The following is a 20,419-nucleotide window of genomic DNA, read 5'->3' as shown; positions in this document are numbered from 1 at the left end:
GCGCGTTGCATCCGCGCGAAAGAATTTGGTTCACCTATAGGATCGCCATGCGGGCTCGACGCTTCGAGGCAATGCGTCTCATCTTTGACATTCGTTTCCGCGCCTGGCTCTATCAGGTCGTCGCCGTTCTTGGCGTGATCCTCACAGGATGGTATCTCTATTCGAACGTCAGGGCTAATCTGCAGGCGCACAACATCGCCACCGGCTTCGACTATCTCAATCGCGAATCCGGGCTATTGCTGAGCGAGAGCGTCATCGATTTTCAACCGAGCGACACCTATGCGCGCGCCCTGGTCGCCGGCATCCTCAACACCATTCACGTCTCCATCGTCTCTGTGATTTTCGCGACGCTGATCGGCACCGTTGTCGGCGTCGCCCGCCTGTCGAAGAACCCGCTGCTGGCGCGGCTGACGATGCTCTATGTCGAGGCGCTGCGGAATGCGCCGCTGCTCTTACAACTCTTCCTGTGGCACGCCGTCATTATTTCGGTTTTGCCGGGCCCTCGCGACGCGGTGGAACTGCTTCCGAGCGTGTTCATCAGCAATAGCGGCCTTGTCATCCCCTCGCTGCAATGGGAGGCCGGGCATCGCTGGATGCTGTTCGCACTGGCCGTCGGCCTCATCCTCGCCTGGCAGGTCCGCAAGCGCCTGCTGGCCGCGCGCGTCGAAAGCGGCAATCAGCGGCTGATCTGGCCGCATCTTCTGCTGCTGACCTTCGCGCCTGTACTCATCGCCTATCTCTTCTTTCATCCCGATTTCGTCTTCGACATCGCCGAGAAGGGTCGCTTCCGCATCACAGGCGGCATGCAGCTCAAACCGGAATTCACGGTGCTCGCCTTCGGCCTCTCGACCACCGCCTCCGCTTTCATCGCCGAGATTGTCAGGGCTGGGATCATGACTATCCGCAAAGGGCAGAGCGAGGCGGCTTTCGCGCTCGGCCTCACACGCGGCCAGACCATGCGGCTCGTCATCCTGCCGCAGGCCGTGCGGGTGATCATCCCGCCATTGACCAACACATATTTGAGCCTCGTCAAGAACTCCTCGCTCGCCATCGCAATCGGCTTCCCCGATGTGGTGATGGTCACGAACTCGACCATCAATATGACCGGCCAGGGAATCGAAGGCATCGCACTGCTGATGCTCATTTATCTGAGCCTGTCGATCACCATCTCGCTGTTCATGAACTGGTACAATGCGCATGTCGCGCTGAAGGAGCGCTAAGCGATGGCGGAGTTGGATGTCTTCGACAAGCCCGTCGCGTTGAGCGAAGCGTGGCGCGTCCCTAAAGACGGCGCGGTGCGCCGATATTTCGGCACGCCGGCCAATGCTGCGATCACGCTCCTTTGCATGATTGCGCTGTTCTTGATCGGCAAAGTCGCCTTTGCCTGGCTGTTTGTCGACGCCGTCTGGTCGGGGGGGCCCGAAGCCTGCAAAATTGGCGAAGGCGCTTGCTGGCCGTTCTTCGGCGATAAATTGCGCTTCATGCTGTTCGGCTATTTTCCTTACGATGAGCATTGGCGCCCGTTGAGCGCCCTTCTGCTGTTCGTCGGCATGTGCGGCCTCTCCATGGTGCCGCGCATGTGGAGCGCGCGGTTGCTCCTATTATGGGTGGCGGCGCTGGTGGTGTGCTATCTTGTCATGACGGGCGGATTTGCCGGCATGACTGCGGTGCCGACGACGAAATGGGGCGGTCTGCCGCTCTCCTTCATGCTCTCCTTTGTCGGACTCACCTGCGCCTTCCCGCTTGGCATCCTGCTGGCGCTCGGGCGCACGTCGAACCTGCCGGCGATCCGGGTGATCTCCATTGTCTTCATCGAATTCATGCGCGGTGTGCCGCTCATCAGCGTGTTGTTCATGGCCTCCGTAATGCTGCCGCTCTTCATGCCGGGAGGCATGTCGGTCGCCACATTGTTGCGGGCGCAAGTCGCGGTCATCCTGTTCGCCGCTGCCTATGTTGCCGAAACGGTGCGCGGCGGCCTGCAATCGCTGCCCAGCGGGCAGTTCGAGGCGGCGCAAGCCATGGGCCTGCATTACTGGCTGATGATGCGGCTGGTGATCCTGCCGCAGGCGATCAAAGCGATGATCCCGGCTCTGGTTTCCACCTGCATAAATTTCTTCCAGGATACGACGCTGGTCACCATCATCGGCCTGCTTGACTTCCTGACCACGGTGCGTGGCGCCATGCGCGATCCGAACTGGCAGGGCATCGCCGTGCTCGAGGGTTATCTCTTCGCAGCGGCGGTCTATTGCCTGTTCAGTGCCATCATGAGCGCCTATTCGCGTTTCCTCGAGCGCCGTTTCCGCGCCGGACACGATTGACGTAGTCGAAGGTCGGCTTGCGGGCACGGCGCTTGCCTCCCCGATTAGCTGTTTATTCCCGGTATTTGCTGGAGCGGGTTGAGTGTGAAGCGTATGGGTCGTGATGCGGCCCTGCGCGGTGCGCACTTCGGCGATGTCGATGTGGAAGTAGCCGACGGGGTAGCTCTTGAACTTCTTCTTCGCCGGCCCGTCGCTTTCGACATCCGGCAGCCGGCCGATGCCGTGGCGTTGCAGTCAGCGATGTAATGACGAGCGCGTCAGATGCCGGATCGTCGGCTGCAGCGCATAGAGGTAGTCATCAAGTGCCGCAGTGAGTAGCGCCGGAAAGCAACGATGATCGCTTGCTGCTCGAAGGGCCGCTTCTGTCGTCGTGGAGCTCCCATGAAGGAACTTGGTCCATACCTTTCCTTCGTTTCGGAAGGCAGGGAAGCCCAAGGGTCGGATCGGTATCAATGTTTCACTTGATGAAACGTCGCGAGGTGCGTCCCACAGAGGCGGCGCTCGTTGCTATAGAGCCGATCATGCTGTTCACTCATAGCGATTCAAAGGGAGTTAGTTCATGTTAGAGGCGAAAATTTCACCGGCTTCGCGGACCAGCACTGCGCCGATCGACGCCGGAGTTCGCATCGGCCATGTGCATCTGAAAGTAGCCGATCTCGATCGCGCCCTGTCCTTTTATGTCGACATTCTGGGCTTTGAAATCTACAAGCGGATCCGCGATGAGGCGGCCTTCATTTCCGCCGGTGGCTATCACCATCATATCGGCCTCAACACCTGGCAGAGTAAGGGCGGCACGCCGCCCCCTCCCGGCTCGACCGGGCTTTTTCACCTCGCCATTCTCTATCCGACCCGCGCCTCGCTCGCCGATGCCCTGCGGCGGCTGATGAAAGCTGGCGTGGCGGTCGATCATGGCACCGATCATGGTGTCAGCCAGGCGATCTATCTGGAGGATTTCGACGGCAACGGCGTTGAACTCGTCTGGGACCGCCCGCGGGATCAGTGGCCCCGCAGCGCCGACGGCATCCCGACGATGACCGAGAGCCCGCTTGATCTCGACGATTTGCTGCGCGAGCCCGCAATCTAGGATCCAGCCCTTAGCGTAAGCATTCAGGAGGTTGTTTCGGGTTAGATCGAGTGTGCTGATAGGCGTTTTCGTCTTTTCGCACCAAGCTCTGACCCGGAAACCCTTTCCCACCTGACGCTACCGATCGGGTTCTGTTGCAACGGCCGAGTGGAAGCGCGAAGAGCGCCTGATGCAAGGCCAATCACGCGGCAAGAATTTCGAACTGCTCGGCCAGGGATGGGTTCGGACTGAAGGCATATCTCGCCCATAGCTTGAGCATCATGTGGATGCCGCAAGCGACTTGTGTGTCACAGGAGACAATAGCTTCCTGATTGGTCTGGCTGGCGTCGATGTCGATGCGGTCGGGCCGGCCATGAGGTCTCATCGACGTGCTATTTGCTTGCGGTTGAAACGCTCCGGCAATCCGACATCGCAGCGCACACGAGAGTTCTTGGAGAAAGTAGTGTAACGGCCGCGCGCTGCAATATCACCGCCCAATGCAGCTCATGCTTCAGTGGGTGCGACGCGGCCGCGAAACAATTCCGACAACGGGTTCCCGTCATTTATTGAATTGGAGACGCGCTCCAGGGCGAGGAACCACGCTCTTGCACTGTGCGGCAGCTATATCAGGAGTAGAACTCATGCGTAACTCAGAGCCAGTTTTTATTGATATCGCGGAGGGAAACTTTAAACGCGGCATCTTCAACGCGATCATCGCACCGCGCCCGATTGGCTGGATGAGCACGATAGACGCCGAGGGATGCGTAAACCTGGCACCGTACTCCTATTTCAATATCATGTCCAACGATCCGCCTGTTCTGGTGTTCTCCTGTAACACGCCTGAGGATCGACCTTCCAAGGATACGCTTAAGAACGTTCGCGAAACCGGAGAATTCGTTTTCAATCTGGTTAGCTATGAACTCGTCCATGAGATGAACATGACGTCATCGCCGCTGCCGCCGGGCGCGGATGAATTCGAACATGCCGGGCTTGAGAAGGCCGCCTGCAAATTCGTCAAGCCTCCGCGCGTGGCGCGTTCACCGGTGTCCCTGGAGTGCAAAGTCATAAACACACTCAAGATCACCAATGATGTTGGAGGTCCGGAGGTCAACGTTACCTTTGGGAGGGTAGTTGGCATGCATATCCAGGCAGGCTATCTCGAGGATGACGGCCACTTCCTGACTGATCTAGCCCGCCCTGTCACGCGGCTCGGTGGCGCGGAATATGCGATCTCCCAACCAGCGTTCAATCTCGCACGGCAATTTACCCGCGCGAATGAGAACACCTATTGAGGTCACAAGAGAATGACATTCCGTCCGGCATCCCTATCCCATTTCGATCAGGCGCCGAAAGGACATGGCGTCATACGTGGCCAGAATTATACCGTGTGGCGCTTCGTCCACCTGCCCGGCGAGAGGCATTCCATCGCGAGCGACGATGAGATCCTGCTCATTTTCCCGGAAGTCGGCGGTGAACTCAGGATCGCTGGCGAGGTCCACCAAATTCCGCCGCGCGCCTTCGTAATCGTCCCGCCCAGCGAGGCGGAATTGAGCCTTTCCGGCCCTGGTCGGGCCTATGCTTTGATCACTGGTGCCCGGCAAGCGGACCCGGAATTGATAATCAACGCCGCCCAATATCGCGAGCGCGACCCACGTGTTAAGCCGGTCGTAGAACCTCTCGCCGTCGCCGCGCATCAGTGTGACCGGGTGCGCATTTATCGGATCGACGATATCCCATTCCCGGCGGGTAATCCGCGCTTGAAATTCCTTCAGACGGCAACCATGAGTGTGAATTGGGTTGAGTATCACGGTCCGCGGAACCGCACCCAATTGTCTCCGCATGCGCATGATGATTTCGAGCAGGGTTCATTGGCGATCACAGGATCCTTCCTGCATCACATCCGCACACCTTGGGTCTCGGACGCCACTCAGTGGCGTGAGGATGAACACATCAAGGCTTCGGCCGATAGTATGTTGGTCATCCCGCCCGAGCTCATTCACACGACGGAAGGCGTAGGCGAGGGGCAGCATATCCTCATCGACGTCTTTGCGCCGCCGCGCGAGGACTTCATAGCCAAGGGCTGGGTCCACAATGCCGATGACTATGTGTCCTAGGCGACTTGTGTCGACACGACGATGCGCGTGGGAGTGACATTCGCCGAGTAGTGGATAGCTGAAGGGCAGGTTCTGGGCATGACTACATCGGCGTCGCGGATTTCGACCAACGGGCAGGTTGTTGATTGCCATCTCCATGTTTTCGAGGCGAGCAACCTCTTCCCATTCAAGGTCAAGCCCTATTACGAGCCACCGATCTCGCCCGTCAGCGCATTGCTCGAAGCAATTGATGCTACAGGTGTTTCTCGCTTCGTCTTGGTGCAGCCCACGCCCTATGGCGATGATCTTTCACTTCTGGAAGCGTCGTTGGCGAAATTGAGCCAAAGTGCCAAAGGCGTTGGAGTTGCCGGCCCGTCGACCGACATAACAGGACTCGCGCGCCTGCAGGACGCTGGCGTCACCGCCCTGCGTTTTGTCGAAACGCGGCGTGCCGATGGGACGGCAATATCCGGCACCGTGTCGCTTGATGCGCTCTGCGACAGCCTTGCTCCCAAGCTCAACGAGCTTGGCATGCATGCCGAACTGTGGGCCCCATTGTCGGAAACGCTTTCGCGATGGGGCCAACTGGAGAAAGCCGGAATCCCAATAGTTCTCGATCACATGGGTGGGTTTGATCCAAGGGCAGGCAGAAACCACAAGGATTTCCAACGCCTCCTGGGCCTGCTGCGAGAGGGCGCAGTCTGGGTCAAGCTGGCGATCTGCCGCCGCGCCATCGGAGGGGACTTCGAGGCCATCCGGCCTTTCCACGACGATATTGTCGAGGCCGGCTGCGATCATCTGGTGTGGGCGAGCGACTTTCCCTTTGTGCAATATCCGGGCAAGCTTCCATCGATTGAGCAATTGCTGGATCTATTCCGTCTTTGGGTGGCAGACGAAACAATAGCGCACAAGATAATGGTGGAGAATCCCGCTCGTCTTTACCAATTCGGTCAAACAGCCCATCGCCGACCGCGAGCGCTCGAAGATTGAACCGCAACGGTCACGCGGTCCCTGTCGATCAAGAACAGCCGCGCGGCTGCAGCGGCTGCTCCTCAAGACGTTCTTCGATCTGCGCGATCGTCAAACGCATAGCGTCGATGATCGCCTTCTGGCTCCGGACTTCTTTCAAGGCCGACTTGAAATAGGTGACGCCAAAAGTTGCGAGCACACGGTTCCCCATTCTGATCGGCATGGCGATCGTGCCGGAGGAACGCGGCTCGAGGTGCGCGTCGCGCTTGGCAAAGCCATCGGCTCGCGTTCTGGCGAGAATCGAGGCAAAGGTTTCGTCGTCGATCCGGTTGTTTTCCGGATCTTGCGATGCCCTCATCACATTGCGAAGAACGCGCTGCTCGTCCTCTGGACAGAAGCAAATATAGGCCCGTCCAAGGGCTCTGCCGCCTATGCTGAGGCGCCGGCCGAGCGACGCGTGAAAGGGGGATATGGGACTATCTGGTATCGTGCTGTAATTGATCACCACCGCGTCGAGATCAAGGGTGCAAACTGCGCAGGGCCACAGGATCTGCTTTGTCAGCTTGTCGGCGAAAGGTCGCGCAACTTCAATAACCATGGGCGAGCCATGGAAGCCGGAGCTCAGTTGCCCCACGGCTGCGGTGACATGATAGCCACGGGTTTTCTCGTCCCGGCTCACATAACCGGCGGCGACAAGCGTTTGCAGCAATCGTACAATTGTTGGCTTTGGGATGCCTGTTGTCCCGTGCAATTCTCCCACCGATGCGAGGCCATTGCGATTGAGCGCAGCCAGTATCTCTAGGGCTTTTGTGACCGCCTGAACCGGAGCAAATGCCATATATCAGTCCCCAAATGTCGCTTTTTTCGACCCGACTGTTGTGATACCAGAACCGCCGGCGGCGAGGCGAAGGAGCGCACGCCACATTTCACACAGTGAAACATAAACGATATCGGCTTGTTACTCCACTCCTGCGATCTTACCCAGATATTCGCCATTGGGCGCTCCGAATTGCCGGCCGAGGCGGACCGGCGCCGCAGCCCTAAAACCCGAGAGATTTGAAAGGCTTTCTGATGGTCGTCGGCGCAGTGGGAACGAGCATTGACGTCACCGGCACTAGCCTGACTCTCGATGAGATCATCGCTGTCGCGCGCGAAGGAAAGAAGGTCGCGATCGGCCATTCGGGGCTTGAGCGGATTAAGCGAGGCAGGCAGATCCTGGAAGATGCCATCGCACGCGGAGAACGGATTTACGGCGCGACCACGAGTGTGGGCCCCAAGACCTCGTCGCCAATCAGCCAGGCCAATGTCGGTGAGTTCAACCGACGCCTGTTGAGAACTCACAACGCTGGCCACGGCCCTTTGGCAAACCGAGACGCCGTGCGGGCGACCATGCTGGTCCTGTTGAATTCTGTTGTGAGCGGGCGCACGGGCGTGCGCCCCTTGGTGGCGGAGGTGATCGTTGAAGCGCTCAACTCCGACCGGCCTGTCAAGATGCATGTATGGGGCTCAATGGGGCAGAGCGACATGTCTTCGATGTCGGACATTGCCCTTGATCTGTTCGCTGACATAGAGCTCGCAGCGGGCGAGGCTCTCGCACTGCTCAATTCAAGTGCGATGTCGACGGGGATGGCGGCCCTGACGCTGATCGATCTCGGGCGTCTGTTGCGCTTTTCGACTCTTGTCAGCGCTCTCAGCATGGAAGGTTATGCCGCCAACCCGTCCATCGTTTCAGCGATCGCCCTGGAATCGAGGCCCTTGAAAGGGCTGCGTATACAGGGCGAAGCGATCAGACGCTACATCAATGGAAGTTACATCCTGTCCAAGGACGGGCCAAGAAACCTTCAAGATCCGTTGTGCTTTCGCTCCTTGCCTATGATCCAGGGCGTCGCGCACGACAATTTGGCGTTCGCGGGCGGGCAGATCGAGCGCGAACTCAATGCCAGCCAAGGCAACCCAGTCATCTCGATCGAGGAGGGGAGTCTTGCCGCCGTCGCGAATTTCGACATGGTGTCGCTGTGCATGGCTCTCGACGTGATGCGACTTGGTTTCGCGCCTCTCGTCACCAGCTCGACAGAGCGCGTGGCGAAGCTGGTGGATACCACCTGGTCTGGCTTGGCACCAAGTCTGATCGAGGAAGATGGGGTTGGTGCTCCCGGCTTCAACGGAGCGGCATTGTTCCACAAATCCATTGCATCGGAGGCGCGATTGTTGACTGCGCCCGTCGTCGGCGAGCTGGCAAGTTCGAGCCATTCCAACGGCGTGATGGATCGCGCGTCTCTGGCCGCGCTGAGCGCCCGCAGAAGCGCCGAGCTTTATATCATCGGCAAGTCTGCCATTGCTATGGAGCTCATGGTTGCGGCCCAAGCTGTCGAACTGCGCGGGCGCCTGCCGCTCGGGGGCACGACGCAACTGCTCTTAGCGTTTGTCCGGCAGGCCGTGCCTTTTGCCGCAGCAGGGCAGAGCGCCCCCAATGTCCAGCCCTTGCTTGAGCACATCGAAAAGTTCACCAGACTTCTCGACGATCTGATGCTTAAATAATGCTCATTCAAGAACAAAGCCGGCATTGCGAGATGGCTGAAATCGCTCCCAAAAATATCTGAAGGTAAAGCATATGTCCGTGCATGCCGGTAAGGCCAGCCTTCGCGCGCGGGTCGCCAAACGCGAATTGATGTGCGGCAGCTTCGTGAAAATGACGGATACGTCCTCCATCGAAATTTTTGGCGATGCAGGCTTTGATTTCGTGGTGATCGACCAGGAGCACGGTGCTTTCGACAGGGCGGCGATAAACCTCGCGCTCCTGGCTTCCCGAGCAGCCGGGATTGCCGCCGTCGTACGGGTGCCGGAGGTGAAATCTGACGCCATTCTCGCGGCTCTGGACGGCGGCGCCACCGGCATCCTTGCGCCGCATGTCACCACCGTCGATGACGCCCGCGCGCTCGTGGCGGCATGCCGCTATCGTCAGGGCCGGCGGGGCTTCTCGGGGGTGACGCGGGCTGGCGGCTATGGCGCCCGAGCAATGTGGAACCACATCGATATTTCCGATGCGAGTATTGCCACAATTGCCATGATCGAGGATCCCGTTGCTCTCGACAACATCGCGCAGATCGTAGCTGTGGAGGGGTTGGACGGTGTCTTCATTGGACGCGGCGATCTGACCGTGGCCTTTGGCGCGGCTAACCGTAATGATGAGGTTGTCGTGCGGGCCATCAACCGCATTTTTGAGGCAGCGCGCGTGGCCGACAAGGCCGTGTGGGTCATGGTCGACAGCGGCACCGAAGCTCAGACATTTTTGGCGAGCGGCGCCACCGCCGTCATCGTGTCCTCCGACCAGGCGCTCTTGCGAAAGGCTGCTGCTGCGGCCGCACACGAGGTGCGTCTTTCTATTGTCCAAGGTTAGCCAGCCGGATTTCTGCGTGGCGCCGTTGGTCACGCGGCCTTCTCGGTCGAGGCGAGGGCGTTAAAAAGAGCATGAGCGCGCTGGACGGCTCTGCAGCTTGCCGCCATTCTGACCGATCGTTGCATTCATCCGCCTGTGAGCCGTAGATACGCCAGAAACCCTTTAGCTCAATATGGAAAGTACGGTCAGATACATCGCATACGTGCTTATGCCCATGGTCATTAGAAGCACCGTGGCGGCGAAGCCCCTTTCGGACCTCGATGCTGCTGGCCAATTTTTTCGTGCCTGAAGCGCTAGCCGGCATGCAAAAGCCGCGATTGATGCGGACATAACAAACATCGCGATAAAGATGCTCTTCGGATAGAGGGGGCGCAACAAAATGCCCGTTATGCCAATCGCGAGGTTGGTAACTGTGAACGCGCTGTTACTCCAAGGCAGCCGATGCATATCAACCGTCCCCCGATCATCACTTGCACTCGGTGCTAGCAAGCTTTGGTTGCACTGGCGTTAAGCAGCTGGTTGAAAAGGAAATGGGGGTGGAGCGGCAGCGCGTGCTGTCTCTAGGTGCGGCCAGTGAAAGGATGTCCGCAGTGTCAGCACACGGGTGCCTATCCGAGCTAGCTTGGTGCGTTACCGTCGCATGTAAGCACTCGCCACAAATGTGGCCTTGGTGACCCCTGCGCTTCGGTTTGCGCTCGCCGACCTTTACATGCGCCAAGCGTAGTAGCGATCTCACACCGCGTCATCTGAAATCTGCAATCACGCCTCACCGGAGCCAGCCAGAATCGAAGCGAATCGAAGCGAAGCGCAAAGAGGAATCGAAGCCAGGCGCGAAGGCTACGAGCGGATTATCTGACGGCAATTCCGATCCCGTCCGGGGCAGCGAAACCGGTCCAAATTGATTTGGGCGCGTCTAGAACGGTTTGGTCACCAATTCGTATACCACGTGCCACTCTCCTTGTACTTGATATGCGAAATATTCAATCGGGGTAGGCTCGCCGGAATTGAAAAGGGCGAGGCCCTTGCAATCCAGGCGATTAGGGTACTGCGCCACCGTTTGCACGTCGATGACATCAATGATCCTGATGCCAAAGAGAGTGTCCCGGCCTTTGTCGTCCTCAACAACGTTCTTCACCAGCCCCGTGCAGGTGTGGCCACCGAACCCCGCCAAATACGCCGCTCCCACAAGCGCCGCAGCTGCAGCGCCCAAAATCAGCGATGTATTCCGCTTGGTGCGCCAATTATCAAAATTCATATCAAGCCCCTCCAAATCGGACTGGAACTTTGCCGAAATGCCCGTCCTTGTCCACCATACCTGTGTCACCTAGATCGGGGCCAAGCTGAAGGTTCAGGACGGCAAGTCAGTTCCGCCAGCAATACGATCTCATCGGCTAAACCAACTCCACTTCAACAATCACGCCTCACGGCGGGAAAGGAACTGCCATGTTCGATCAGCCGACCGTGAACGCGGTGCGGGCCCATGCTGCGCGCCTAGCGCCACCAAGGGTGTCGGTGTCCTTGCCCTGCTGACCACCGCGCGCAACGAGATCACCGAAGCTGCCGGACATCTCATTGATATCGACGCCCAGATCGCCAAGACGGCCGCCAATGCGATGCTAGCGGGCGCGGGCGTGATCGGTGTCGGGCTTACGCTCTACGCCGTCTATGGCTGGTGGAAGATCCACCAGACCGAGGAGGGGGACGTGCCGGCATGAGAAGCTATCTCCTCGTCTCGGGTTTGGTCGCTGTTTGCTCGTCGCCACCCTCTGGCTCGATGGTGTGCGTGCCGAGCAGTAGATCGATGGCAAGCCACAGACCTGCCGCGGCGTTGCCAATGAGTGCCCCTACCCCGACGCAGGCGACAGTCAGAAAGTCGAAAGTGAGAACCGCCTGCGCGTCCGCGCCAGTCCAGGGCCTGCCGACCGCCCTCATTGCACATTTAACACCTTCAGCGGATCATCCGACGCTCAACCCGTCGGAGGTGTGCCGTGAGCTTTGCATATGAGCCTGAGGCCTGGCGCGAGGTATACATCATGCTCGGAGGGGCGGTGGCCGCACTGGCTGGCCTCCTGTTCGTCGCGCTATCGATCAAGATCGACGTGATCCGCCAGGTCCCGCGGTGGCGGACCAGGGCGTTCGGCAACATCTTTGCGTTCGTGGGCTTGTTGATCGAATCCGCGCTGGTGATGATGCCCCAGCCATCAGCATGGCTCGCGCTTGAGATCATCGTGCTCAACGCTTTCCTGCTCCTCTTCGTGCCGGTGCGTGCGGTGATAGATCTCTGGCGCCAGCATGACCCCATTCCGCTGCCTCGCATGCTAACGGGGATGGCACTGTGGAGCCTCGGCGCCTTGGGTGGCTTCAGCCTACTGATCGGCGCAGGCGGCGGCATGTACCTTGTGGCAGGTGCCTTCCTCGGCCTGATATGGCTTGGCGTGCTGAACGCATGGTCATTCATCACCGTGGATGACGTCTAACGAACGGGCAGCACCTTAAAGTCCGAGGTCAGAACCTAAAGATCGAACTCGGCCTGCCCCTCGTCGAGGGCGTTCAGCACCTCAGCGGCCAGCGCGCGGGTGATGCGCGTCTTCTGCTCCAGCGCTGTCCCGTCGAGCCGGTCGACCACGCCGATCGCCGTCGACAGCGAACGCTCGATGCGCCGGACCAGATATTGCACGACGGCCGGGTCCTCCTCGACCCGACGGGCAATGCGGGTAGGCGGCACGGCCACGCTTTCCGCATATTCCCGGTTTTTGATTTCCCATTTCGGTTTTAAAAAGGCACCTAAGTGACTGAAAATGTTCAAGTCGTGTCGCTGGATAGCGAAATGGCTATCGGGTGCCTGCGGCCAAGGAGGTGATGATGTTACGTCCAGACCCATTTTCTTACCCCCTCGTGGGCTGAACCGTGAAGCAGCAGCTCGCTACATCGGCGCTAGCACGACCAAGTTCGATCAACTCGTTGCCGATCGTCGAATGCCTAAGCCGAAGCGTATCGATGGCCGGGTTATCTGGGATCGTATCCAGCTAGACGAGGCATTTACCGATCTTCCGGATGATGGCAAGGTCAACATCATTGACGCCTTGCAGGGGCGTTACCGGAAGGGAGCATAGCCTCCGGTCAATCCTTCCGAAGGCGTACGCCGTGGCCGGCCAGGTCCGAGAAATGGCGCCTGGCGTCATGGAAATCGGTGAGTATTTGGTGAGTAGCCCTAAGGGCTTGGGAAATGATTTCGCTGCAAGTTATTGATTTTGCTGGCGCACCCGACAGGATTCGAACCTGTGACCTCTGCCTTGGCCGATCCGGCGCTGCCGCTGGAGCGGGTGATCGAAGCGGCAAAACTGTCCGGTGCGCATGAGTTCATCGTCAAGCTGAAGTCGGGCGATGACACCGTGCTCGAAGAACGTGGCGCCAATCTCTCCGGCGGTCAGCGCCAACGGATTGCCATTGCGCGAGCACGCCGCGGACAAAGGAGCTGGCCATGTCGGAGGCGACGTCGGGGGTCGGCTGGATGGCGTCGTCGGTCACCGACAAGATGTCGGAGACGGCGTCGACCAGCAGCCCGACCACCTGGTGGCCGACCTGGGCCATCATGATGACGTGACGCACCGTCGGCTCGGGCGGGGCGAAGCCGAGGCGGGCGGCGGCGGCCTGTTCGCGGATCGTGCAGCCTTTGATGTGATCGTTTGATGAGGGCAACGCCCGCGTGATGGCATATACTTCGTGGCTCCGACGTAGACCCAGCCGCGCAACTTGACATCTTTCGAAATGCAGATCGCCGCCGCCAGTGTCGAGGTCGTCTGCAGGCCCCCCAGCTCTTCGAGTGCGCTCAGGCATGAGATACCCTTTGACAGGCAACCAAGTCGTTGCTCGCCTAATCGATGCTGTCGTTTATCCTCTGCTCTGCCAGCCTTAGCGGGCCAGGCGGAAGTCGATAGTGCCGAGCGAGGTGCGATCGGGCGGTTACCGACAAGCTGCGCACGTTGGACGGCGAAATGGACTTGTATGAGATAGCGCCCGTTGCACTTTGCCAGATAGGAAGCGCGTGCCGAACGTCCCGCGCGTTTTTGGCGCGCCTGGTTTGCATTCAGCTCTTCAGAATCGCGTGACGAAGAGATAAACGGCCGCGCAATAAAGCACTGGAAGCCAGGCCTCCCATGCGATCGTGGCGAGCGACCATATGAAAAGAGCGCCCAGCAACGCCCAAACGACTAAAAGCGCCGGCGCCCCAGAACTCGCAAAACGCAACAGCCTGGGCTGAACGGATTTCCATTCGGGCGGCGCCTCGCGGGGTGCATCGCTGGTCGGCGGTTCGCCCTTCACAATAAATCGCGCAATATCGTCCCAATGGGCCTCTCGAATGCCTGCTTCGTGTGTGCCAACTATGAATTTGGCTTCGTGCAGGTCCGGGTGCCGCGTCTCTCCCCGATATTCGTTGAAACCGTCGTATCCGGCGCTTCCGAGGTCGAACATTGCCGGGAAGGTCTGGAACGCCTTCGCGAAAATGGCGACGACCCAATCCTTGGTGGCGACATAATTGAGAACCTTGTCGACCTGCCCGGGCATGCTTGCTGATTTGTCGGGCAAGAGTGCGCTCCAAGGAAAGTCGCAACGCACGACGCTGCCCGCAAAAACGACATGATGGAATTTCGCCGCCGGATAGTGCAGCAGGGCGTGCCCCAGGAGATATGTGCCGTTCGAATGTCCGACATAAGAGAACTTTGCTTCGGGATAAAGGGCGCGCATCAACACGTAATGATCCATGAGCCAACCTGTCTTCCAATGGCGGATCCACGGCGCCACGAAAGGAAATATCGCGAAATAGCCATAGGTACCCGTGAAGGAGCGAAACACACGCTGCTCGCGCTCGGCTTGCAGTTTGATGGCGCGCGCGATCTTGTGGGTCCAAAATCCCTTGTCGCGGATGCCATGGATCACGAAAACGACGTCGGTGACCATGCCGTCAGGCGTAGCCGACAGGGTATCGGCCATATGGGTGCGAGCGACGGCGATTTTTCTGAGATCGTCATGACTGTCGCCAGCGGCTTTCGCCAGCAACAGGAATCGTGCCTGATCCGTCACAGTGAATTCTCGACATGTATCCGCGAGGGATCTGGCGTCCGGCACCAAAACACTACCGAGCGCGTCCTCAAGCATTCTGCGCTGGTCCTTGTCCGGCTTGCGCATATTTATGGCGCCATGATGTGTGGTGTCCGGCGTCTCGATCAGCACAAAGGACGCGTTGTCGCCCTTGTGGACAACGATATCGACCGCATCATCCGGCGAGACCAGATCATCAATTGCGCCGAGCAGCTGGACCACGAAAATCGGAGGCACAGCCTCGCAAGTGGAGAAGCGGCCCCCTCGACGGCGCAATTCTTGAGCGCGCGCCCCACGCTTTTCAACCAGCCGGTTCGATCTCATCAGGGCCAGCCATTCAAGACGTGTCTGGACAATGAACGGTTGGCCTTGCCGCATCGCATATAAGGTCGGGACAGGCAGTCGAAGCATCGCGGCGATCGCGCAATACCAGGAGCCGAGCGTCCAGAATGCCGACTGCAACCAATCGCGAGCAATCTCAGGCGCCCATCCGCGACTCATTCCTGCCAGAAGAATGATCCGCTCAATGCTTCCGGCCCATGTCCTTTCGAGCCGTTTCAAGTCCTTTACGAAAGGGGCCGAGGCAGTCTCGCCGTGCACGACTATGGCGATCTTGCGGGCAATCACAGCCCCACAACTGTAGCCGACCAAAATGAGACGCTCGTAAACGCCGCCGTCGCCCCGCCTCTCGCGATCGGCGAGCGCCTTGTCGATTTCTTCGACGACATCGCGAACGATTTGCTCGACTGGCGTTGTCCTGAACAGACCAAAAAAACCGCCGTATGGCAAAACAGGTGTAAGGATGTCGATATCCTCGGATCGCTCCTCGATCGCTGTAGAAACTCCCTGCATTTCTTCAGGACAGCCATGAGGGCCATGCAACACAATGGCCAGTTCACGTCCACTTCCGCGTTTTGTCAGCAGGGCTTCCATTGGTTCGCTCCCAAGCGATCAATAGGAAAAACGTATGCGAGCACACCGTCTCCCCCGATTTCAGATGGATCGCTATGAGGAGACTTGTTTCGGAAAGGGTTTATTCCCGGCCTCGCCGGACTTTGTTGGCCAGTTGGCCAATGAGAGGTCGAGACCCGGAGCCAATCTGCGGCGGACCGGCGGCGAGCGACTGCCTCCGCTACGGAACCGCAGCCATCATGTCGACCGGCCAAATCTTGCGACGATTGGCGATGGGCGCTGATCTGCAACTCTCAATCATCCCACTCATCACTGGGTATTGACAGTTCGCACAAACAATTATTTATACGTTGTATATTTTAGGAGGCGCGAGATGATTACCGGCCATATTTTCATTGCTACCAGCCTGGACGGGTTCATCGCTCGCGATGACGGCGACATTGAATGGTTGCTTGAGCATGACGCTTCAGGTGAGGACCACGGCTACAACGATTTCATAAAGGACATCGACGCCATAATAATGGGCCGAGGCACCTTCGAAGCGATGCGCGACATGAAACCGTGGTTCTATAGTCGCCCGGTGCTCGTCCTTTCAGCCGCCTTGGCGGACCAGTCGGTTCCCGCCGATCTTGCCGGTAAGGTCCGGTTCACGGAAAAGTCGCCACAGCAGGCTATGGCGATGCTCGAAGCGGAAGGGTGCCGTCGTGTCTATGTCGATGGGGGACGTGTCATCCAATCGTTCCTTTCGGAAGGATTGATCAGCGATCTGGTGGTCACGCGCGTTCCCATACTGCTCGGCAGCGGCCGTCCCTTGTTCGGCCCGCTGGCGCGTGACATTCGTCTCGGTCATGTGAGCACCCGCGCGTTTCCATCCGGGCTGGTGCAATCGACCTACACGATTGCGCAATGACCAAGCGAAGCCGAGGCAGGCCGCGCGCCGATGACGAAAGCGTCTCGCCGGCAAAGATTCTTTCGGAGGCGCTGGCTCTGCTGGACAGTGAGGGGTTTGAAAGTCTCACCATGCGCGCGGTCGCCTTGCGTGCAGGCGTCAATCCTATGACAATCTATCACCACTTCCAGGATCGGGACGGATTGATCCGCGCATTGGCGGACTCCGTCTATGCCGATGTTGCTTCCCCTTCGGGAGGAACCGTCCGATCTCGGATAGAGGGCTTGTTGCGGGCATATCGGTCGAAGGTAGTGCGCCATCCGGGTTTGACCCTTGCCATTTTCAACCGACCAGCCGTGTTCCCTCAACATGCAAGACGGATCACTGACAACCTCACGAACCTCTTGGGCGACCTTGGCCTTTCGCCTTCGCAGGCTCTGGTTTGGGTCCATATTCTGGTGGACTACACTCACGGCGCGGCACTTGCTGTGGCGATAGACGGGACGAGCGGCAGCGCGCTGCAGGCAGGCATCGATCCGGACTATGGAAACTACGAACGGGCGCTTTCTGAACTGCTGGACCGTCTTGACGAGTAGTGTGAGCGCCGACCTACCAGGACGCTAAGTACCAGGCAGCACTGACCGTTATGAGGTCGTGAGCCGAAACGCAGCTTCTGCAAAAATGCCACCCGATAGGGGACCGTTCGCAGACAGCCCAAACACGTCATTTTGCGATCAGCATGGCAACGACCGCTCAGGGGGCCAGTTCCGAGGAAGTCGAGGCGGTCCGTCGTGCTTGGATTTGTGCAATTGCACTCACGATCACGCTATGGACCCGCGCTTACATGGATGAGCGCCCCTCTGGTGACGCGCTATCGTCGTCGCGGCAAGAGCAGCGGCGGCGATCAGCAAGACGGCAGCGATGGTCGCCGACATTCTGAGGCCCGCGACAACATTGCTGGGCGCGTCTCCGGCGAGCGTGCCAAACAGCGCCACGCCCATAGCGCCGGCGGCTTGCCGGGCGGCATTGAGCACCGCCGAGGCAATGCCCGAACGTTCACGTCCGATGCTCGCCAGCACGGCGGTGGTCATCGCTGGCACGCCGAGGCCCATACCGGCCGGAATCAATACGAATGCAATGGCAAGCTGCCAGTAGGGAACCGTCTCGGCGGCAACGAAGGCGAGAAGCGCAAAACCGCCTGCGTCGATCAGCGCGCCAGCGATCATCGGTGCCCGCGATCCCATAGCGCCAGCCCACCAGCCACTAATGATGTTGACGATCAGAAAGGTCGCCGTAAGCGGCAGGAATGCGAGACCTGCCGCGACGGGCGAATAGCCCAACACGCGCTGGAGATAGAGGCTGAGGACGAAGACTGCGCCGTAGTAAGTGAAATTGACGATGGCACCGAAGATAACTGCGCCGCAGAACGCCCGCGATCCGAACAGCGAAAGCGGAAGCATCGGCGCGGGCGAGCGCGCCTCATATCGAACGAACGCGACAGCCGCAACGATCCCGATTGTTGCACACACCAGCACGACCGGGCTTTCAAGGCCGAGCGGCTTGGCCTCGATCATTGCCCCGGTGATGGCACCGAGTGCAACCATCCCAAGCAGTTGACCGACAACGTCCACGCCGCGCCCATCCGGAAGCCGGTTCGTCTCCACAACTTTGAGCGTGAACAGCACGCCGATGACGCACACGGGAAGATTCACCAGAAAGATGCTGCGCCAGCTTGCGGCGCCAAGCAGCAAACCGCCGATGATCGGTCCTGCTGCGATCATGATGCCGCCTGCGGCAGTCCACCAGCCGATGGCCTGTGCCCGGCGCTGTGGTTGGCCTTCGGCGGCGTGGTTGATGAGCGCCAACGAACACGGCAACATCAAAGCTGCGCCGACCCCTTGAAACATCCGTCCAGCGATCAGGAGTGTCGCGGAGGGGGCAACGCCGCACATCAGCGAAGCAATGGCGAATAGAGTGATGCCGGCAAGATAGCAGCGTTTTGCGCCGAAGCGATCACCGAAATAGCCGCCGGTCAGCAAAAGGGCAGCAAATACGAGCGCATAGGCATCGACGACCCATTGCAGGCCGGCAACGGTCGTATTGAGCGTCTTGGCTATCGTGGGAAGTGCAACGTTGACGATGGTGACGTCGAGTTGGATAAGTCCGAAACCGAAGCTCGCAGCAATCGTCGTCGCAAGGATTGACGCGTGAATTTGGCCTTTGGTCATCGCGCCATCTTAGCGATTTCACCAACACGATGTTTCGACGGTCGTCGAACAGTGATCGTTCAGGCTGACGATTTGGCCTTGGGCTTCTTGCTCTTCGATGGCGCCAAACCTTCGGCCTCTAGGCTTTTGCGCACGATGCCGGCCAGATCCTTGACGCTCTCCTTCGGCCGCGGCATCGGCGCGCCAAAGCGAACGCACGCTACTCATGACGCGCTTACTCCAGCAGGGTTGGAGAACGGGTAAGGGCGTCTATCGTTCCTGCCGTCTGGCTGCACCTGGCGTTGCCGAGCTTGACGGCCTCCTCTCGTGTCCTAGAGCAGGAATTCGAGTTGCGTCGCCGACGGCACGTTGCTGTGGCCAAGGCTCGAAAGCGTCACGCCCAGCAGCCACACCGACTTCCGAAACGGATAGGCGGCTTCGAGCAGTGTTATCGCCGCAGTGAGGATCGCGTTTTCATTTGGGAACGCGGTCGGAACCGTCCGACTGCGGGTAATGATCTGGAAATCCGCGAACCGGATCTTCACGGTCACGGTCTTGGCCGCTATGGCGTGGCCCGCGCAGTAGCGCCAGACCTTGGCGACCAGAGGCACCAGCTCGCGTTTCGCGGCTTCGAGGTCAGCGATATCGATCGCGAATGTGTCCTCCGCGCCAACCGACTTTCTCTCACGGTCCGGCCTCACCTGTCGGTTGTCGATGCCGCGCGCGATGCCATGGAAGTGGGGGCCTGATTTGCCGAAATGGTCTGTCAGGAACTCCACGGATTTTTCTTTCAGGTCCGCGCCGGTCTCGATTCCGAGCGCCGCCATCTTCTTTGCCGTGGCTGGGCCGACCCCATGGAACTTCTTGACCGGGAGGCCCTCAACGAAGGCGGGGCCGTTCTTGGGGGAGATGACGGCCTGGCCGTTCGGCTTGTTGAGGTCGGAGGCCATCTTGGCGAGGAACTTGTTGTAGCTGATGCCGGCCGACGCGTTGAGACCCGTGACCTGCTTGATCCTGGCGCGAATCTCCGTGGCGATATCTGTCGCGATCGCGATGCCTTTCAAATTTTCAGTGACATCGAGATAGGCCTCGTCGAGCGACAGCGGCTCGATCAGCGGCGTGTACTCGGCGAAGATCGATCGGATTTGCATCGAGACAGCGCGATAGACCTCGAAACGCGGTTTCACGAAGATAAGGTCGGGGCATTGGCGTGCCGCAGTCACCGAGGGCATCGCTGAGCGCACACCGAAGACGCGCGCCTCGTAGCTGGCGGCGGCTACTACGCCGCGGGCTACCGGACTGCCGACGGCGACCGGCTTGCCGCGCAGCTCCGGGTTGTCGCGCTGTTCGACCGACGCGTAGAAGGCATCCATGTCGACATGGATGATCTTCCGCGTCGGTGTCGCCACTTCCTTGGTCATCTCACTTACACATCGAGCGCATGCCCGCGCCAACAGCGATCCTCGTTTGG

At 59.3% G+C, this 20,419-nt stretch carries 18 protein-coding genes and 3 pseudogenes; 12 read left to right on the top strand and 9 right to left on the bottom strand.

The annotated features are described in order from the left end of the window. The first annotated feature begins 71 nt into the window (after positions 1-71). Positions 72-1,220 (top strand): amino acid ABC transporter permease, encoded by a 1,149-nt coding sequence (locus M2281_RS13955; RefSeq protein ID WP_280821736.1) that lies wholly within the window; start codon positions 72-74, stop codon positions 1,218-1,220. A gap of 3 nt (positions 1,221-1,223) precedes the next feature. Then, positions 1,224-2,318, top strand: a complete 1,095-nt coding sequence (locus tag M2281_RS13950; protein ID WP_280821735.1) for an amino acid ABC transporter permease — start codon at positions 1,224-1,226, stop codon at positions 2,316-2,318. A 102-nt stretch (positions 2,319-2,420) separates the two neighbouring features. Here M2281_RS13950 and M2281_RS13945 read toward each other — a convergent pair. Further along, positions 2,421-2,668 (bottom strand): annotated as a pseudogene (locus tag M2281_RS13945) (IS481 family transposase); the annotation flags it as partial. A gap of 209 nt (positions 2,669-2,877) precedes the next feature. Between M2281_RS13945 and M2281_RS13940 the strand changes: the two are divergent. Beyond that, positions 2,878-3,402 carry a VOC family protein gene (locus M2281_RS13940; RefSeq protein WP_280821734.1) on the top strand — a complete coding sequence of 175 codons (525 nt, stop codon included), beginning with the start codon at positions 2,878-2,880 and terminating at the stop codon, positions 3,400-3,402. A 181-nt stretch (positions 3,403-3,583) separates the two neighbouring features. Here M2281_RS13940 and M2281_RS13935 read toward each other — a convergent pair. Then, a pseudogene (locus M2281_RS13935) lies at positions 3,584-3,769 on the bottom strand (hypothetical protein); the annotation flags it as partial. Positions 3,770-4,022: 253 nt separating this feature from the next. On the opposite strand from M2281_RS13935, the gene M2281_RS13930 reads away from it, so the two are divergent. The 3 genes from M2281_RS13930 (at position 4,023) to M2281_RS13920 (ending at position 6,464) form a co-directional block, all read left to right on the top strand. Continuing rightward, the gene (locus M2281_RS13930) at positions 4,023-4,673 is read left to right on the top strand and encodes a flavin reductase family protein (RefSeq protein ID WP_280821733.1); all 651 of its coding nucleotides are present in this window, start codon (positions 4,023-4,025) and stop codon (positions 4,671-4,673) included. 12 nt (positions 4,674-4,685) lie between these two features. Next, on the top strand, positions 4,686-5,495 hold the full coding sequence (locus M2281_RS13925; RefSeq protein WP_280821732.1) for a hypothetical protein: 810 nt from the start codon (positions 4,686-4,688) through the stop codon (positions 5,493-5,495). 78 nt (positions 5,496-5,573) lie between these two features. Further along, a complete protein-coding gene (locus M2281_RS13920) occupies positions 5,574-6,464 on the top strand; it encodes an amidohydrolase family protein (RefSeq protein ID WP_280821731.1) in 891 nt (296 codons plus the stop codon). 28 nt (positions 6,465-6,492) lie between these two features. On the opposite strand, the gene M2281_RS13915 is transcribed toward M2281_RS13920, so the two are convergent. Further along, the gene (locus tag M2281_RS13915) at positions 6,493-7,281 is read right to left on the bottom strand and encodes a DNA-binding transcriptional regulator (protein ID WP_280821730.1); all 789 of its coding nucleotides are present in this window, start codon (positions 7,279-7,281) and stop codon (positions 6,493-6,495) included. A 218-nt stretch (positions 7,282-7,499) separates the two neighbouring features. Between M2281_RS13915 and M2281_RS13910 the strand changes: the two genes are divergently transcribed. Together M2281_RS13910 and M2281_RS13905 are read left to right on the top strand one after the other, a co-directional pair. Beyond that, complete coding sequence (locus M2281_RS13910) at positions 7,500-8,981, top strand: aromatic amino acid ammonia-lyase (protein WP_280821729.1); 1,482 nt, start codon at positions 7,500-7,502, stop codon at positions 8,979-8,981. Between the two features lie 73 nt (positions 8,982-9,054). Further along, positions 9,055-9,840: an HpcH/HpaI aldolase family protein gene (locus tag M2281_RS13905; RefSeq protein WP_280821728.1), complete on the top strand. Its 786-nt coding sequence runs from the start codon at positions 9,055-9,057 to the stop codon at positions 9,838-9,840. A 913-nt stretch (positions 9,841-10,753) separates the two neighbouring features. Here the strand turns inward: M2281_RS13905 and M2281_RS13900 are convergent. After that, on the bottom strand, positions 10,754-11,095 hold the full coding sequence (locus M2281_RS13900; protein ID WP_280821727.1) for a hypothetical protein: 342 nt from the start codon (positions 11,093-11,095) through the stop codon (positions 10,754-10,756). A gap of 793 nt (positions 11,096-11,888) precedes the next feature. Between M2281_RS13900 and M2281_RS13895 the strand changes: the two genes are divergently transcribed. Continuing rightward, complete coding sequence (locus M2281_RS13895) at positions 11,889-12,317, top strand: hypothetical protein (RefSeq protein WP_280821726.1); 429 nt, start codon at positions 11,889-11,891, stop codon at positions 12,315-12,317. A 35-nt stretch (positions 12,318-12,352) separates the two neighbouring features. Here M2281_RS13895 and M2281_RS13890 read toward each other — a convergent pair. Then, positions 12,353-12,544: pseudogene (locus M2281_RS13890) on the bottom strand (HdaA/DnaA family protein); the annotation flags it as partial. A 175-nt stretch (positions 12,545-12,719) separates the two neighbouring features. Between M2281_RS13890 and M2281_RS13885 the strand changes: the two are divergent. After that, positions 12,720-12,953 (top strand): hypothetical protein, encoded by a 234-nt coding sequence (locus M2281_RS13885; protein ID WP_280821876.1) that lies wholly within the window; start codon positions 12,720-12,722, stop codon positions 12,951-12,953. A gap of 253 nt (positions 12,954-13,206) precedes the next feature. Here the strand turns inward: M2281_RS13885 and M2281_RS29140 are convergent, their stop codons facing one another. Continuing rightward, the gene (locus tag M2281_RS29140) at positions 13,207-13,677 is read right to left on the bottom strand and encodes a chemotaxis protein CheW (RefSeq protein ID WP_342394256.1); all 471 of its coding nucleotides are present in this window, start codon (positions 13,675-13,677) and stop codon (positions 13,207-13,209) included. A 258-nt stretch (positions 13,678-13,935) separates the two neighbouring features. After that, positions 13,936-15,873 (bottom strand): hypothetical protein, encoded by a 1,938-nt coding sequence (locus tag M2281_RS13870; protein WP_280821725.1) that lies wholly within the window; start codon positions 15,871-15,873, stop codon positions 13,936-13,938. A gap of 352 nt (positions 15,874-16,225) precedes the next feature. Here M2281_RS13870 and M2281_RS13865 point away from each other — a divergent pair, with 352 nt between their 5' ends. Beyond that, positions 16,226-16,762 carry a dihydrofolate reductase family protein gene (locus tag M2281_RS13865; protein WP_280821724.1) on the top strand — a complete coding sequence of 179 codons (537 nt, stop codon included), beginning with the start codon at positions 16,226-16,228 and terminating at the stop codon, positions 16,760-16,762. Continuing rightward, a complete protein-coding gene (locus M2281_RS13860; protein ID WP_280821723.1) occupies positions 16,759-17,337 on the top strand; it encodes a TetR/AcrR family transcriptional regulator in 579 nt (192 codons plus the stop codon). The genes M2281_RS13865 and M2281_RS13860 overlap by 4 nt, the downstream gene beginning before the upstream one ends. A gap of 225 nt (positions 17,338-17,562) precedes the next feature. On the opposite strand, the gene M2281_RS13855 is transcribed toward M2281_RS13860, so the two are convergent. Both M2281_RS13855 and dinB read right to left on the bottom strand, forming a co-directional pair. Next, on the bottom strand, positions 17,563-18,969 hold the full coding sequence (locus M2281_RS13855; RefSeq protein ID WP_280821722.1) for an MFS transporter: 1,407 nt from the start codon (positions 18,967-18,969) through the stop codon (positions 17,563-17,565). 311 nt (positions 18,970-19,280) lie between these two features. Beyond that, entirely contained in the window at positions 19,281-20,369 is a 1,089-nt protein-coding gene (gene dinB / locus M2281_RS13850) for a DNA polymerase IV (protein WP_280821721.1), read from the bottom strand. Between the last annotated feature and the right edge of the window lie 50 nt (positions 20,370-20,419).

Source organism: Pseudaminobacter soli (ex Li et al. 2025) (assembly GCF_029892515.1).
Classification (GTDB): domain Bacteria; phylum Pseudomonadota; class Alphaproteobacteria; order Rhizobiales; family Rhizobiaceae; genus Pseudaminobacter; species Pseudaminobacter soli_A.
This window is presented reverse-complemented; position numbering and strand designations above follow the sequence as displayed.